The 14,111-nt window shown below is 43.1% G+C and carries 15 protein-coding genes; 5 read left to right on the top strand and 10 right to left on the bottom strand.

From position 1 onward, the window contains the following. Window positions 1-261: 261 nt before the first annotated feature. Entirely contained in the window at window positions 262-1,323 is a 1,062-nt protein-coding gene (locus tag PAV_RS32015) for a hypothetical protein (protein ID WP_005552790.1), read from the top strand. Between the two features lie 186 nt (window positions 1,324-1,509). On the opposite strand, the gene PAV_RS32010 is transcribed toward PAV_RS32015, so the two are convergent. Together PAV_RS32010 and PAV_RS33005 are read right to left on the bottom strand one after the other, a co-directional pair. Next, window positions 1,510-3,936, bottom strand: coding sequence for a CARDB domain-containing protein (locus PAV_RS32010; protein ID WP_005552788.1), 2,427 nt, complete (start codon window positions 3,934-3,936; stop codon window positions 1,510-1,512). Window positions 3,937-3,948: 12 nt separating this feature from the next. Then, complete coding sequence (locus PAV_RS33005) at window positions 3,949-4,839, bottom strand: copper amine oxidase N-terminal domain-containing protein (protein ID WP_005552785.1); 891 nt, start codon at window positions 4,837-4,839, stop codon at window positions 3,949-3,951. 447 nt (window positions 4,840-5,286) lie between these two features. Between PAV_RS33005 and PAV_RS32000 the strand changes: the two genes are divergently transcribed. Further along, complete coding sequence (locus tag PAV_RS32000) at window positions 5,287-5,496, top strand: hypothetical protein (RefSeq protein ID WP_005552784.1); 210 nt, start codon at window positions 5,287-5,289, stop codon at window positions 5,494-5,496. 38 nt (window positions 5,497-5,534) lie between these two features. On the opposite strand, the gene PAV_RS31995 is transcribed toward PAV_RS32000, so the two are convergent. Then, window positions 5,535-5,891, bottom strand: coding sequence for a hypothetical protein (locus tag PAV_RS31995; RefSeq protein WP_005552783.1), 357 nt, complete (start codon window positions 5,889-5,891; stop codon window positions 5,535-5,537). Between the two features lie 232 nt (window positions 5,892-6,123). Between PAV_RS31995 and PAV_RS31990 the strand changes: the two genes are divergently transcribed. The 3 genes from PAV_RS31990 to PAV_RS35500 all read left to right on the top strand — a co-directional run bounded on the left by PAV_RS31990 (window position 6,124) and on the right by PAV_RS35500 (window position 7,186). Further along, entirely contained in the window at window positions 6,124-6,312 is a 189-nt protein-coding gene (locus PAV_RS31990; protein ID WP_005552779.1) for a hypothetical protein, read from the top strand. Continuing rightward, on the top strand, window positions 6,305-6,487 hold the full coding sequence (locus PAV_RS31985) for a hypothetical protein (protein ID WP_040737559.1): 183 nt from the start codon (window positions 6,305-6,307) through the stop codon (window positions 6,485-6,487). Before PAV_RS31990 ends, PAV_RS31985 begins: the two co-directional genes overlap by 8 nt. 555 nt (window positions 6,488-7,042) lie before the next feature. After that, complete coding sequence (locus PAV_RS35500; protein WP_167549054.1) at window positions 7,043-7,186, top strand: putative holin-like toxin; 144 nt, start codon at window positions 7,043-7,045, stop codon at window positions 7,184-7,186. Window positions 7,187-7,607: 421 nt separating this feature from the next. On the opposite strand, the gene PAV_RS31980 is transcribed toward PAV_RS35500, so the two are convergent. From PAV_RS31980 to PAV_RS31955, 7 genes are all read right to left on the bottom strand, one after another. Then, on the bottom strand, window positions 7,608-8,087 hold the full coding sequence (locus PAV_RS31980; RefSeq protein ID WP_005552778.1) for a PBECR3 domain-containing polyvalent protein: 480 nt from the start codon (window positions 8,085-8,087) through the stop codon (window positions 7,608-7,610). Window positions 8,088-8,445: 358 nt separating this feature from the next. Beyond that, the gene (locus tag PAV_RS37110) at window positions 8,446-8,568 is read right to left on the bottom strand and encodes a hypothetical protein (RefSeq protein WP_262866965.1); all 123 of its coding nucleotides are present in this window, start codon (window positions 8,566-8,568) and stop codon (window positions 8,446-8,448) included. Window positions 8,569-8,798: 230 nt separating this feature from the next. Next, window positions 8,799-9,452, bottom strand: coding sequence for a hypothetical protein (locus PAV_RS31975; RefSeq protein WP_005552776.1), 654 nt, complete (start codon window positions 9,450-9,452; stop codon window positions 8,799-8,801). Between the two features lie 566 nt (window positions 9,453-10,018). Next, window positions 10,019-10,399: a hypothetical protein gene (locus PAV_RS31970; RefSeq protein ID WP_005552772.1), complete on the bottom strand. Its 381-nt coding sequence runs from the start codon at window positions 10,397-10,399 to the stop codon at window positions 10,019-10,021. 420 nt (window positions 10,400-10,819) lie between these two features. Continuing rightward, window positions 10,820-11,467, bottom strand: a complete 648-nt coding sequence (locus PAV_RS31965; RefSeq protein ID WP_005552765.1) for a MerR family transcriptional regulator — start codon at window positions 11,465-11,467, stop codon at window positions 10,820-10,822. A 748-nt stretch (window positions 11,468-12,215) separates the two neighbouring features. Beyond that, the gene (locus PAV_RS35175) at window positions 12,216-12,581 is read right to left on the bottom strand and encodes a hypothetical protein (protein ID WP_157267468.1); all 366 of its coding nucleotides are present in this window, start codon (window positions 12,579-12,581) and stop codon (window positions 12,216-12,218) included. 176 nt (window positions 12,582-12,757) lie between these two features. After that, window positions 12,758-14,011, bottom strand: coding sequence for a helix-turn-helix domain-containing protein (locus tag PAV_RS31955; protein WP_005552764.1), 1,254 nt, complete (start codon window positions 14,009-14,011; stop codon window positions 12,758-12,760). Window positions 14,012-14,111: the final 100 nt, after the last annotated feature.

The following is a 14,111-nucleotide window of genomic DNA, read 5'->3' as shown; positions in this document are numbered from 1 at the left end:
CGAAGAGACGCTGACCCGCCAAAGTCATGGCGTCTTTTTTCGTTCTTGGAAATAATTCTAGCACTCCCTATGAATCTAGTAAATGTTTTCATACAGAAAGGCCCCTTATTTTCGGGGCCTTTTTCGTTTTTACGACGGCATACATCGCTTGACCATTGGTAAATTTATGCATATATTAGGAATATGTGTTTATTACATCACTAACCAGATCAACATTCTTCTAGTAAATGCACAAGAATAATCCAAATGGAGGCCGGTAACATGGAGCGTCAAAATCCGCCCCACAAGGAAGCCTATTCTTTGTTGGAAGAAACCCAAAATATAAAGCTCGTATTTGAAGTTGGGGAGCGTTTATTCGCGGAAGGAAAGCGGAAGGAAGCTTTGCCGTATTATGAATGTGTCGTTCAGAATGAAGCAAATGATAGTCTATCCAATTATTATTTTGCTTTAAGTGTGTACCGAATATTTATACTTAAAAACTCGCTAGATGCTAGAGAGAACTTACGAGCTGCAATACAATTTGAGCCAGTTATAAAGAAACTTCCTGAGCATTACCAGCTTGACGCGATTCTCAAAATGCTCCGAATCTACTTTACGTTGCATATGTGGGATGAAGTCAGTCAATTTGCAGACAAATTACATACCGTTGCGAGTCGGATATATCATGATCAGCAACAAAAACGAGCTCATCAACTTGAAGTTGAATTAGCTGCTGAATTGCCACTGGTTTATTATTACGGGTTTAGCTACTTAGCTAAATCAACAGCTCTACAAAAGCAGGGCGATTACCAAGCAGCAAAAGAGTTTGTTACCAAATACGCTGAGCTGGGATGGTTCAATAATCTGGACGAAGCCGGTTATGAAGAGGTAGAACGGTTCCGCCTTTATGCTAAAGCCAATTCGTACACGTTAGATTTGCTATCGGGCAAAACGGAAATTCTTCCGGATTATGTAGATTTTTTGGAATCGAATCCGGAGGAAGTACTACCAGGAATGGTTACGATCATGGAATCGGCCAACCTCCATGACATGCCTGTAGATGACGTTTTAGCTAAATTTTCGAAACAGGTTCTCGAATTTAGAGATTTTGAGGATCATATAAATAAAACACATACCTTCACTTTCTTGTACCAGCTAGCTATTTACTGCTTAAAGAAGTCAGATTACCAAAATGGATTAGAAAATACTTTACAGGCATTGGAATTATCTCATATGCTTAACAATGACAGTGACTTTAAAAAATGCACTGCAATGTTTGAAAAATTCAGGGATTTCGCATCGCTCAGACAACAAGAGAAGTACAAAAAATATTTAACGGGGTGATTGAAAATGAAAAAAGCCTTGATCTCGTTGACTTTAGCGTTAGGACTTCTTAGTGTTGTTGTTATACCGGTAGTTGATCCGGCTGCATTTTCTACTAACAACCATGGTTGGGGAACCAGAACTTAATCAGCCCCCACAGACATAAAAGAACCCTCCAAAATCCAAGATTTTGGAGGGTTCTCTATTTTAACTTTCTTTCCGGAGATTCTGCACATCATCGTACATGCTTCCGTAGATCCATACGAATACTGTCTTACAAACTGAAATGCCGGTTGCTCCTGCAGGGCCAGATTCAATCTCAACTCGATACTTGCCGTCTGGCGCTTTATAGTCCGTAAAATACTTACGGTACTTAAAGGTTTTGCCTGTAACCGAGTCCTTATGAGAAACAACCGGAAGCTCGAATGTAGCTTGTTTTCCGTTGTCACTCGTCTTCTCCAGCGTGACAGTCGTTACATACTTGTTATTGCTATCGTAGATACGCGCTGTGGCCGTCTGTGCGCCCTTGTATTGCGTTCCAAATGGCTTGGCGGTGTTCTCGTATCCCTTCGGTACTTTCGTCTCCCAGTCGCTGCTGTAGTTCGTCGTGACCTTCAGCTCGAAGCCATAGCCCGCCCTGGTTATCTCATTTGCGTTTAAATACTTTTCTTTGGCATACGGGATGATCTCCCAGCTGCCACGGCTTTCACGGTCGCTATCCTTTGGCCGTTTCGGATCCGTGGCGATGCCTTGTTTTGTGTCTACCTTGGCATCGATCGTTAGGCTTTCCGAGTATTGCACATTACGAGTTTCCCAATTTGGGTCTGAGTAGTCCGTATAGGACTCTCTGTCGGTATGAACTTTGCCTTTACTGTCGGTCCAGGTATATGTGCGCGTTTTCGTCGGATAGCCCGTGATCAGATGGTACGTGACCGACCAGTTCCCGGTCTTGTTCGTCTGATTAACGCACTTGCCATCCCCGGTATTACCACCGCCGCCATTTACGGACACGGTGCAGCCAGTGGTGGCCACGTTGTTTGTACGGTCTTTGTCCAAGCTTTCGGCCAGTGGGTCTACATGAACACTTATTGAATGTACCCCTGTCGTCGCTGGCTGATAGCTGAATCCTCCAACTTCGATCGTTTTGTTCGCTGGCATGTCTTTCTTCAGCTCGTGGATCTGCTTACCGTTAGCATAGAAGCGAATCCGGACATTGTTTTGAGCTGAAGGCCCGAGATTTTTCACCGACGCAGTAACGGCCGTTTTCCCTCCGAGCTTCAGCGAATTAGGGTTGGCCGTGACGGAGAATGCGATTAGGTCATGTTCTGCACCTTTAATCTCCCTGGTCCATTCTCCCTTGATTTCGTTATTCCTGTACGCTTCCTCTGGAGCTTCCAGAGCGCGTTTTGGATGACTCGGATTGTTTACGATACCAGTTGCCTTAATCGTATACTTCCCTGGCTTGTTGCCCAGGTCTATTTTCCCCAACATGACGTTATAGGTTGATTTAGGCTGCAGCGTGTCCGGCAATTCCGTATACATCATCGGCAGTTCAAATTCTGCAGTACCTGCGCCACCAATCTTCACTTTAGCAGTCATCGGCATGCCGTCCGGATTCACAAGTTGATCGCGCTGTACCGACTGGCCGTCATAGCGAAATTTCATCCAGAGCTGGCCGCTGTCCGTTAGCGTTATACTAGTCGGTACGAAGTCGGCGTTTTCTACCTTGTCCGTTCCGGATAGTTTTGCCGGCACGATTACCGTCTGGCCGTAACCGTCATCGATGATGAAATCAACCTCAGCGTCTTTCTTCGTGCCTATCAGATAGGCTATCTGATTCGATTCCATTATGACCGGCATAGCTGGCTTGTAGGTACCAACATTGTCGGTTTTGATGGCCGTTATCTTGGCTTCATCCTTCCCGAACCAACCGCCCTTCGGAACAGCAATTACGCGAATTTCCCGATACGTGAAGCCGCTGGCTTTATAGTTAACAACCATCTTACTGCCTATGTTCTTTACGGTTAGTTCCGGGAACGGAACTCGCGTATACAACGCCTGGCGTTCTGTCTCGCTTATCTTTTTGGTGCTATCGAAGGCAATCCCTAATCGTTGTACAATTCCAGAAGTCCGAAGTAATTCATGATAGTCAACAGTATAGAAATACTCATGTCCAGCCTTAATAGACGGATCATTGGCTACAGATTTAAAATGATTGCGTAAATGCTCCCATTGTCTTGCTTGAAGAGAGCTTTTATACGGTGCATATATCGCCTGGAACAGTTCGTCTAATGCGGATTCGGACTTGTACACTAGCCCAAATCCATTCTCCTTGTCGAATGTATCACTGTCATATTTCTTCTTAATGTTAAAGACATCGTAATTTGGAATCGTTGATTCTTTACCATCTGCAAACCGAAAAATGCCTGTCCATCTTGCCAGCTCCCAAGGCCGAGTGGCATTCTCCATAAAAGCAGGGATAAAACCACTGAGTTTTTCCCCTGTATCTCCATACTTCCAATTTGCATAAGAGGAGACCATTGGATCCTGATTGCTTTTAGCAATCACCAATGAATCAGGAATAAAACTACACATCATCAGAAGCGCTAGGACGGTACATATAGTCTTTTTCATTGTTTCCCTCCACTACTTCCGGAACATACTGATAACATCAGTAAGGGTTCCTGCAGTGCGCTTATTAAGAAGATCGTTAACCACTATCACATCATTAACACCATCAAATTCCCCTTTTAAGAGTTGATTTGACGAGTTCAAGAATACGCCATAGCCCTCAACAGTGTTATCTTCGTGATCCAGGAAGAATCCAATGTATCCATCCTCCCCAAGCTTATAACGATACTCCTTACCTTTTTGAAGCTTGGTCATTTTACTACGAACTCCATAATGAGTAGCTCCACCCCATTTTAAATCTGGAACCGTAAACACCAGCTCACCGTTCTCAACACGAATATTGTTCTTGAACAGCAACGGAGCTAATTTGTTGTGCTTTGGATCAAGCTCAAATGAATCAAATGTTTTGTTGCTCTTTTCTGGCTGCTTATCTTCACCCTTGCCGCCTGGAGCCTTCGCGTATGCAATGTTCACTGTTGTCCATCCGTTTTCTTTCTTAGGTGTGACCGTAGCACCCATTTGCTCAGATACGAAGCGCAGCGGAACCATTACCCGATTGCTGACTTCCATAGCCGGTGCATCGATGCTTTGCTTCACACCATTAACAACCGCAACCTTCTGCCCGCGTGACAGTTCGATTTTCTTACCGGCTGCCGTCTTCACGGTGACGGTTTTTGTTTTGTTGTTCCATTCAATTTTTTCGCCCAAGGCTTGGCTGACAAAACGAATTGGGACATATGTACGGCTATTGGCCACATCGATAAACGGCTTAACGTCCGATTTAATCACATTTTCATTCACTTTCACCCTTACATTGTAGTCGTACTTCGCAGCAGCTCCTGCAGGCGAGATGCTTAATGCCATTAACGCCGTTGCAACCGCAATAGCAATTGTTTTCTGTTTCATAGTTCTGACCTCCTAATAATGTTCTTAAATAGTGTAATTTACCTAGTCCGATTAAGGTAGGTATATATATCCATTATACCACAAATCGCTATATTGGTGTTATTTTGATGTTATTTAAACATCATATTGACATCATAATTTTTATATTGTATATTTATCCCATGAGCTATGCTGGTTTGGTAGATGCCCCTATCTCTCCAGCTGAATAAGGGGCTTGGTAGTTGGTAGCTGCCATTCCCTGCTGCCATTCCTTTAAACCTTTGCCAACTGTAGTTTACATGCTCTACCCATGTGTTCTATGGGAAGTGAACAGTGCTGGTAACACTATTCACTTCGGTAAAGGCTAAAGCTGGGAAACCATCCCACCTCGACTCGCTCATAAATAAAAAAGGACTTCTCTGATTTTTAGAGAAGTCTTTTTTATTGGGTCTAGGAGGTGCCATTTTGATGTCAGACGAAAACAATCTGGTTCGATTTAATATAACAGTCAGTCCAGAAGTTTATGCTTACTATAAAGCTAGAGCTAAAAAAACAGGCGTTAGTATGTCCTCACTAATGTTTCTAGCATTAGAAAAAAACGCTAGAGATGAAATGGGGATTCAGGAGAAATTCGAACAAGAAATGTCCAATATCATAAAAGAACAAAAAGAGGTATAGCCTGGTCGTTCCCGGCTATACCTCTTCTATTTCCATCCCTAAACATCTTTTCTAGAGAAATTAGCCGCAGCTATAGGCCGCAGTTCTTCGTAAATTTGCTTCTCAGTTACTCCATGCTGTTTGGCGAGTAAATGCAGTATGCCGGTTAAAACGATCGATACGTCCATACCAGTACGTCCGTTCATTCTGGCCAACCGTTCCTCGGCCTTCGTTATTCGGTCTTCCATTCTGTTTAGGATCTGACTGTCGGCCAATAATATATTTTGCGTTTCTTGTGCAATCCAATGCTCGATTGCTTGCCGATATTCTTCTGTTAACGATCGGCCATTTTTCATCTTTACCAGCTGCTTCATTCGTTCGTGTAAATGATCGTCAATACGCTGCATAGATCCCATAGTAGACACCCTTTCCCCTTGGCATTCGTGCTATAATCTACCATTGTATACATTTCCATTATATAATGTAGTCACGATAAACCCAAGTGCGGAGCGCTTTTACAAGGTGATGTAGTCACCTTTTAATCCTGCACTACCCACTTTGTGGGTGCGCCTTAACCGCCTTTTGGCGGCTTGCGGTTCTCATTCGCAGCTGGCTTACGCCGCTGCTATCCAAGGAGTGAATACGACGATGGAAAAGATGATGACCTGGAAGCAGCTCGATGAAATCGGCCGACAAGCCTTTGCTTATGCTACAGAAAAAGCACGAGCTGCAGGTACTCCGTATTATTATCGCCAGGAGGGCGACGAGTTCATTACACAAGTTAATCCGGATGGATCAACGGCCAAAATCATGCACGATGAGAACGGCCGTGAATAAAGTATCCGGCGGCTTGCACGGTGTTGGTGTTGATTTCTTGCTTCAGCTGCGCTATGCTATCGGCATAGACGGAATTACGGCTGCTGGACGCTCCGGAGCCGTAATTGCAAGAAGCCCAAGGATGAAAATCCCTGGGCTTCTTTGCGCTGCAGTACGGTTCAAAAATCAATTGTAATACATTTGTAATACACTATTTTGATCAAGTTTAACGGCATGTAATACATTTGTATTACTTCGTTTCGAAAGAAAAGAATGCAAATCCTCATGCCATGTACACATCAAGGGGTACCGCCAACAAAACGCGGAAAACGTACGCTAAGGGGAAAAATCCAGTAACATCGCTGATTTTCCGTACGCTAAGGAATGCAGCACAAAGTCAATTGTGTTGTATTAGTCCGGGTATTCATGCGGAACCGTTCCCTCTAACGCAACACAATTTAGACGTTCTCGGCTGGATCACGATGCAACACAATTGTTAGCGTACGATTTTCGCGTTTTGCTGTCTCTACCCCATCAACGAGATTCATGCTATGATGATATCCATATCAGCATCTCCGATGGTCTGCACAACCACGGGGATTTTTTTTATTTCTCTACTAGTTTTTTTGCACTATCCTACGTGAAAACGCTATCAAAACAACTTTCTACCGAGTTATGCTATACTATAAATTGGAATGAGTTGAACGGCGATATGGGTAGTGGCCACCTTCGGAAAAAGGAGGTGAGGCCAGTGACAGTATTTGAGGCTTTGTCTGTAATGTTCCTCTTTGGAATGTTTATTCTGGCGCTGCTGACGTACATTCACACCTGTAAAAAAAGTAGAACCGCTATCCTTGGCCGGGAGCGGTTCTCTCACAGAGACTGGTTTATTTAGCCGGAGCAGCCCCTCTACCCATTAAGCAGTGAACTTACTCCATATCAAAGCCGTTAGCAGCTCCAACTGCTTAACGGCTCCTTTTTATTATCGCCATTACATTTGGAAAACACACAAATTCACAATGTAGTTATCTATATAACAATATAACACTGTTTCATTTTTTTGTGAAACATATGATTTGAACCGGACTTTCCCAGCCAGAAGTTACGCGCTTAGCTGCTTACAAAAAGCAAAAAGACCCCGAAAAGGGGTCTCTGTTTGAAAGATCATAGCAGGGCGGCGTATCCTGATCTCTGGTAACTTGCTTTTCAGCAAGCGCGTGGGGAACCTTTCCCACCTCAATGATCTTTAGTATATATTATGGTCAAAATCTTAACGTGTATTACACATTATATGATACTGTATTTCCGACATCACGTCAATTGGCCGTAAATGGAACCAGTCTTCCACTGGCCAATCTCTTTTGTAACTTAACAGGGCCATTGTGCATGTCATAAAAAGAAGATACGAACAGATATCCTGAAGGATCTAACTTAATGGCCAACAACAAATGTGGTGTGATGGCTTTCACCAATTCTACGCTGTTCAGCTCTTTGGGATTTTGGCCAACAAAATCAGGATTTGCAATGATATCCGGAATGAGATGTCCGTAATCTTCAAGGATGCCAGGATGATTTCTTCTAATATGCTTTAGTGCACCAGGATACATTTTTACATCTTCAGTCTGGAAATCAACATTAATCAATCTTTTAATGGCAGCAGTATTTATTTTCCCAACAATTTGTATTTCTGATGCGTTAATATCTATGCTACACAAGCTGAGGGCTCCGTTCTGTACATTTGTATTTACTGAATTGAGTATATCGAACCTTTTAGAGATTGGACAGTGTTTTTTCAAAGTGATTCCCCCATTTTCTATTGATTTTATGAGGTAATCATAAGCAATTTATTGAGCAAAATTAACACAAAAACGGGCTGATCTTGTTCTACTATTTTTATGTAATTATTCGGGTTAATGGAATAAATTTCATGGTAATTTTTTCACGAAAAATGATATATTGAAGATAGGATTTTCTATCGCATAGTACATGAATATATGATACGAAAATCGGACTGCGTAATTCGATTGCTGGATACAATAAAAAAGAGACTACGATCCTGCAAGATCGTAGCCCCTTTAACAAAAAAGCCGGTGGGCAACCACGGCGAGCATATTTCACTTTACAGCGAAAAGCCACCGATTAGGCCGACCAACCTTAATCTCGGTGGTTTTTTCGCTTGTTATACGCCGCTTGAATCGCTTGATACAAAGCATACACGCCAGCTGCGATGCTGACGGTCTTCTCAACCGCATCCAGGACCCCTAACAAGAATGTCACGGCTATCACCTCCCTTGCGAAAGGCTTCGCCGTGACCCCACCGAACTCAGTTGTCTATTCTATAGTACCATCTACTAGCTTAAAAATCGTCATTAACAGTCCAAAAAATTTTTGAAGAACGTTTGTTCAATTAGTAAAATAACTCGCGCGGATTCTCCAAACAATAAAAAGGCTACGATCTAACAGATCGCAACCCAAAATTGTGAGCCAAACCAAGGCTTGATATTCTATTAAGTGCAGCTTGGAATTGATGTAGTAGTCCATTCCTTTGATGTTTTAACTGTTGTTGTCGTTAACTTAATAAGTCCTACACCGGCAACTGTAAACCACGAATCTACTTTAACGGTAGCTTTCAGTTCAACTTTGTTGCCGCTATCAATAACATTAGCTCCAACATCTTTACTAGCTATTGTAAAACTTGTTAATGCATTATCATCGTTATCTATTACTGAAACGGTCGCACTATTTACAGAAGTATATTTGTTCCACGAATAATTGATACCAACTTCATAAGACAATTCAAACGATCCACCAAGATTAGTCGTATAATATAAGTTTTGAAATCCAGTACAAAAACTAGAGGCAGCTAGAGGAGCTACTTTATTAAGATTTTCTGTTGATGTAACTTCTTTAGGGAGTTGTTTTGATTGATTAAGGGCTTGTTCCAATTCCCCTACAGTAACAGGAATGGAATCATCAGTATCAGATTTTTTTAGATCTCTAGGATCTAATCCTAGATATTCAATAACTTGGTACACATTCTCGTTAGTTATAATTGTGTCCGGTGTAAGTACTCCACTTGCGCTCGCCAGTCCACCGCCAGGTAAAATTAGAACGATAGATAGACATAGAGCCATACATAAACTAATAGATTTCCTTACCATTGGCTAACCTCCTTTTTTTACCAGATTATCACGTCCTGTTCATATTTTCCAGTATTTTTTACAAATTTTGAATGGATGTAGTTTTGACTGATCTAATTATACGAAAGTGCAAATTTCACTTGAAGTGGATGTTATGTATATAATCATAACTAAAAAGGAGGTGCTGTATCTAAATGGAAGCTATAGAACTAGGAGTAAAACTATTTGTGATTATAATAGTTATTTCACTGTTCTTTGCTCTGGTAGGTTTTCTAGTCAACAAATATCTACGTGACTTCTTTGATAAAATGTTTTCTTCAATTAAAAATATTTTCAAAAAAAGGGACTGACCATATTGTGGGAATTGCAACAATGTTCGAGCTGGACTATTGCACAAAATCCCGGATTTTGTGAAACAGTCCAGCCCCTCGACCGCCGTATTCGGGCAAATTCAGCCTTGAGCGGCGATTTTGCTTCCGTGGAACATCACAAAAAAACGGGCAAATCGCAACATTTACGATCTCCCGTTTTCTTCGTTTTCCTTTGATTTTCTGCACGATCAAAAACCTTGTTCGATGAACCGTTATCTATCCATCTGACGATATGTATTTTTCTGAAAATTTCTTTATATCAAATTGGTAATGATAAATTAGCCCATGATCGAATTGATCCGGATCTATTTGACTCGGCTTCAGGTCATGAAGCTCATATTTCCACTTCAAAAAAGACTTAGGTATCTGCTTGTCGATCCATCTTGCAACATCATCGATAAATATTTCTCTATCGGGAACCTGGGCAATTTGAGCTAACCAGTTAGGATGTTGGCCATTATAGAAATCATAAGCAAGTTTCTCTCTATTTAGCTTGTTTAATGTTTCTTCATCTTTGTAATTTCTTATGATGTCACGTGAAACAAATTGCCCTAAAGCTATTAATACTTTCCGTTTATCTCTGGCATATTCGAACATTTACCCTACCCCTCCTTAGGCACATCGGTCACATCGTTCACATCGTTCACGTCACACATCAATCATTTTGTCACGATGAAAAAAACCTTATGTATCAAGCGATTGCGAGTGCTCGGTCATGACTGCAACTATCATTCGTCTACGTCAGTCACACGTTGCAGACTCCGGAATATGTACAACTGCAGCCGTCAAGGGTCGCGCAGCGACCACTCCTGGTGGCTTGCCCTTGACGAGCGGATCCTAAGCCAACCCTTTTATGCCCTTCCCAAACCTCCTGTTTGGGAAGCTGCCGCCCGGCGAGGGTAATTACATATGTGTGTTATTGTCACACACATAAAAAAACACAGTGTGTTATTGTGTGTGATAATAACACACTGGGATTCCATAAGGGTGAAAACCCTTTGGCCGCCGGTGGCGGTTCTATTCAAGCCCGAACTCCTGGCGCAATCTCTTTTCATAATGCTCGTCCACATAATCCCGAACAAATCGATCACGCGCTGCAGCGTCTTCCTCACGACGAAATAATCCAGTTCTTCGCATACGTTCAGATTCTGGCTTCGCTGCCCACAACTCTAACGCTTCTCGTTCAAGCCGCCGCTCGATGCGGCGCCTAGTCAAATGTTCCGTAACTCGTTCTGCCCGTTGTTCAGTAGGACCAGGCAAAGTTGCAGTAGCTGCAGCTTGATTTTGTTGCTGGACGATGTGACCGAGCGCGCGAATCATTTCACTCTGTTCGTTCACCGTTTTTTGTAGGTCAGATAAGACTTCCGCCAGGTTTACGGTCACACGGCCACCATTATCATCTACATCATTCACTGTTATGATCGTAGGCGCTCCAGCTGTAGCCAACACATCTTCCACATCATCTATACTCTTACCGGCTGCATACGCTTCTCTAATCTGCACAAGCACGTCTACCGAAACATCAGCTACCAAATAACTCTTATGCCGCTTACGCAGCTGCAGGTGATGGCCGTGTTGCCGAATATATCTCCGGAGTGTCGCATCCGGAATCCCGAGCTGTTCTGATAATTCCGTCACAGAAAGCCATTGTTTTTCATCGGTCACGTCGTTCACCTCACATATCAATCATCTAATCACACTCAATAATACCTCATATCATCTACTAATAGCGCTCAATCAGTCATGACCGCACACACAAATACACCACTCGTCCACATACTCCAACCCTCATCCAGTCACAGTCTACCAACCACACTTCTACTAACCAACATCCTACCATCATCAACAATACCCTTCATTTCTCGCACTCATCCACCCAACATAACCATTCCTAACTCTTCTTTATCATCAATTCCTATTCCTTTCCACACCCATCCTCATAACCCTTTCCTTCACCTTACTACCATCCACAAATCAATCATCAACCACCAACCAAACTCAACATCTTACTCACAATCCTTCCCCCGTCCTCCCACCCTTAAATACAAACTCTCCATCTCTCAATCAATCCATCAATCAATATAATTTCCCTGCTTTATTCCGTACGTTGTTATTTATCTATCCTCCTTAAGCATATGTTCACGGTTCATACGCTCTACCGAACCGTGAACATATGCTTAAGGAGGTGCCGCTTGCGGCAAGGGTTTCAGGGATTGGGCAGGAGTACTTTACCCCATCCCGTGGGTAGGCCCCCCCAGACACCAGCGGAAGGACGGGGGAAGGGACACTCTAAGGAACTACCAAGAGTAGAAGAAAAAAGAATAGGAAACAGAGGACAAAGAAGAAAAAAGCTAAGCCTAAGTGGAAGAAGGAGTAAGCAAAGAATGCAAACACACCAAGTATCCAGGGAAGCCTACGGCAGGGCATAGCCCCCTGAATATAAGCTGACAACCATGAGACACTTTTTCTGGAACGAGCTGCAGACGGCCATGCGTACCATCGATCCAGAATGCCCGCAAACGCACCAGGTATCCGGCAGCCTACGGCAGGGCATAGCCCCCTGAATATAAGCTGACAACCATGAGACACTTTTTCTGGAACGAGCTGCAGACGGCCATGCGTACCATCGATCCAGAATGCCCGCAAACGCACCAGGTATCCGGCAGCCTACGGCAGGGCATAGCCCCCTGAATATAAGCTGACAACCATGAGACACTTTTTCTGGAACGAGCTGCAGACGGCCATGCGTACCATCGATCCAGAATGCCCACAAACGCACCAGGTATCCGGCAGCCTACGGCAGGGCATAGCCCCCTGAATATAAGCTGACAACCATGAGACACTTTTCGGAGAGAAAATAAAAAAACAGACGAAGGATGTCCTCGCCTGTTCTATATTGTGTAGGCTCTAGCCTACGGCGGGGCTAAAGCCCCGTTAATTTAAAATGACAACCATTCACCCTTTTGTTTTAGCAAGCAGTCTGTATAAATGACTACGCGAAACTCCTAGTAATTTGGCCAGTTCACTAGCCTTACTTTCAGGATTAGTTTCTAGCAATTGCTGAAGCTCCTCAAGTTTTGAATCCGTTCGTTCCTGTTGCTCAGCTAAATAAACATCGCGCGTAACTGAACCGCGCTCATTACGACGATATAACGTATTTCGTCTCTGCTTTTCCTTTTTCGAGATAATCGTACTTAAATGCTGCTGTTCCTCTGGTGTTATGGCCAACCATTCAATGATCGTCTCATTCCGGACGTTATAACCGGCTCCTGGATAACCTCTCTCAATTGCTAACTCGTTTGCTTTTTTATCATTTCTCAGCCGATAGGCTCTCTCTGCACTTTGGGTGGCTCGAACCACTTCCCGTTCAGACAATGGTCTAACAAAACTCGAATTCAACTCTATGGCCTTCTGTAAGGCCTCAGATTCGTCGTTTAGAAAGCAACAAGACCAATACCTATACAGAAAGCAAAACTTCTCCCTACACTGGTTTAAATCGTTCTGACGCAGTTCCAACAATTTCACAAGGTCAAGAAGCCGTGCATGGTAGAGTTTATGTATGTTGAAGAGCTGAACAATTTTTCGTGGCCGCCCTTTGGACTTTTTAGTTATTTCCGGAAGATAGTCGTGCTGCAGCTGTCGGAGATCATACCGATGTGCATGGCGATACTGAACAGTTACTTCAGAACCGCTTTTGCTGTTCACACTTCCAGCTACTCGTAATATGCGAGAAGCATCGGTAGCCTTAGAATCTGCTCCTACGAAAGAAAACTGTGATGCGAAATGCCGCTCAACAGATTGCCACAAGGGAAGTGCCTTTGCCGGTATAGGATTCAGGAGCCACACTAAAACGAATCCGCGCCCCGAATAAATAATTAAGTTTGGTTCTGGAACAGACTCGCCGAACAGTTCGAGTTCCATTTTGCCAATGACCCAATCAGGTGAGTAATTCAGCAGGTAGCAATCTACGTCCACGTACAGAGCGCGTAGTTGTCGAACATTTTCAACGCGGCGCGATGGCTTATAAAATGTATTTTGCGAAAAATAAACGTCTTCTCCAAGCCACTCAGATAACTTGCTGCTCACTTCTTCAGATCGATAATGATATTGATCAAAATGGCCATCTTCTCTTTTTTTGGCTAACGCAATATAACCATCAGCAGATTGATGGTGAAACTCAATATGCTCTAGTGCCTTTGCTAGACTCATAAAAAATCCCTCCAAAGGAGGGGTAGACGTAACCTTTTTCAGTTGCTAAAATGAAGATACAACTAAAAAAGGGTATACGTACCCCTATATTGTTATTGAA

The organism is Paenibacillus alvei DSM 29, assembly GCF_000293805.1.
Lineage (GTDB): Bacteria > Bacillota > Bacilli > Paenibacillales > Paenibacillaceae > Paenibacillus_B > Paenibacillus_B alvei.
The sequence above is the reverse complement of the archived record's forward strand: the minus strand, read 5'-3'. Positions and strand labels throughout refer to the sequence as shown.

Coding starts and splice junctions, on each gene's coding strand:
- PAV_RS32015 (WP_005552790.1), top strand. CDS start 262: ATGGAGCGTCAAAATCCGCCCCACAAGGAAGCCTATTCTTTGTTGGAA.
- PAV_RS32010 (WP_005552788.1), bottom strand. CDS start 3,936: ATGAAAAAGACTATATGTACCGTCCTAGCGCTTCTGATGATGTGTAGT.
- PAV_RS33005 (WP_005552785.1), bottom strand. CDS start 4,839: ATGAAACAGAAAACAATTGCTATTGCGGTTGCAACGGCGTTAATGGCA.
- PAV_RS32000 (WP_005552784.1), top strand. CDS start 5,287: ATGTCAGACGAAAACAATCTGGTTCGATTTAATATAACAGTCAGTCCA.
- PAV_RS31995 (WP_005552783.1), bottom strand. CDS start 5,891: ATGGGATCTATGCAGCGTATTGACGATCATTTACACGAACGAATGAAG.
- PAV_RS31990 (WP_005552779.1), top strand. CDS start 6,124: ATGGAAAAGATGATGACCTGGAAGCAGCTCGATGAAATCGGCCGACAA.
- PAV_RS31975 (WP_005552776.1), bottom strand. CDS start 9,452: ATGGTAAGGAAATCTATTAGTTTATGTATGGCTCTATGTCTATCTATC.
- PAV_RS31970 (WP_005552772.1), bottom strand. CDS start 10,399: ATGTTCGAATATGCCAGAGATAAACGGAAAGTATTAATAGCTTTAGGG.
- PAV_RS31955 (WP_005552764.1), bottom strand. CDS start 14,011: ATGAGTCTAGCAAAGGCACTAGAGCATATTGAGTTTCACCATCAATCT.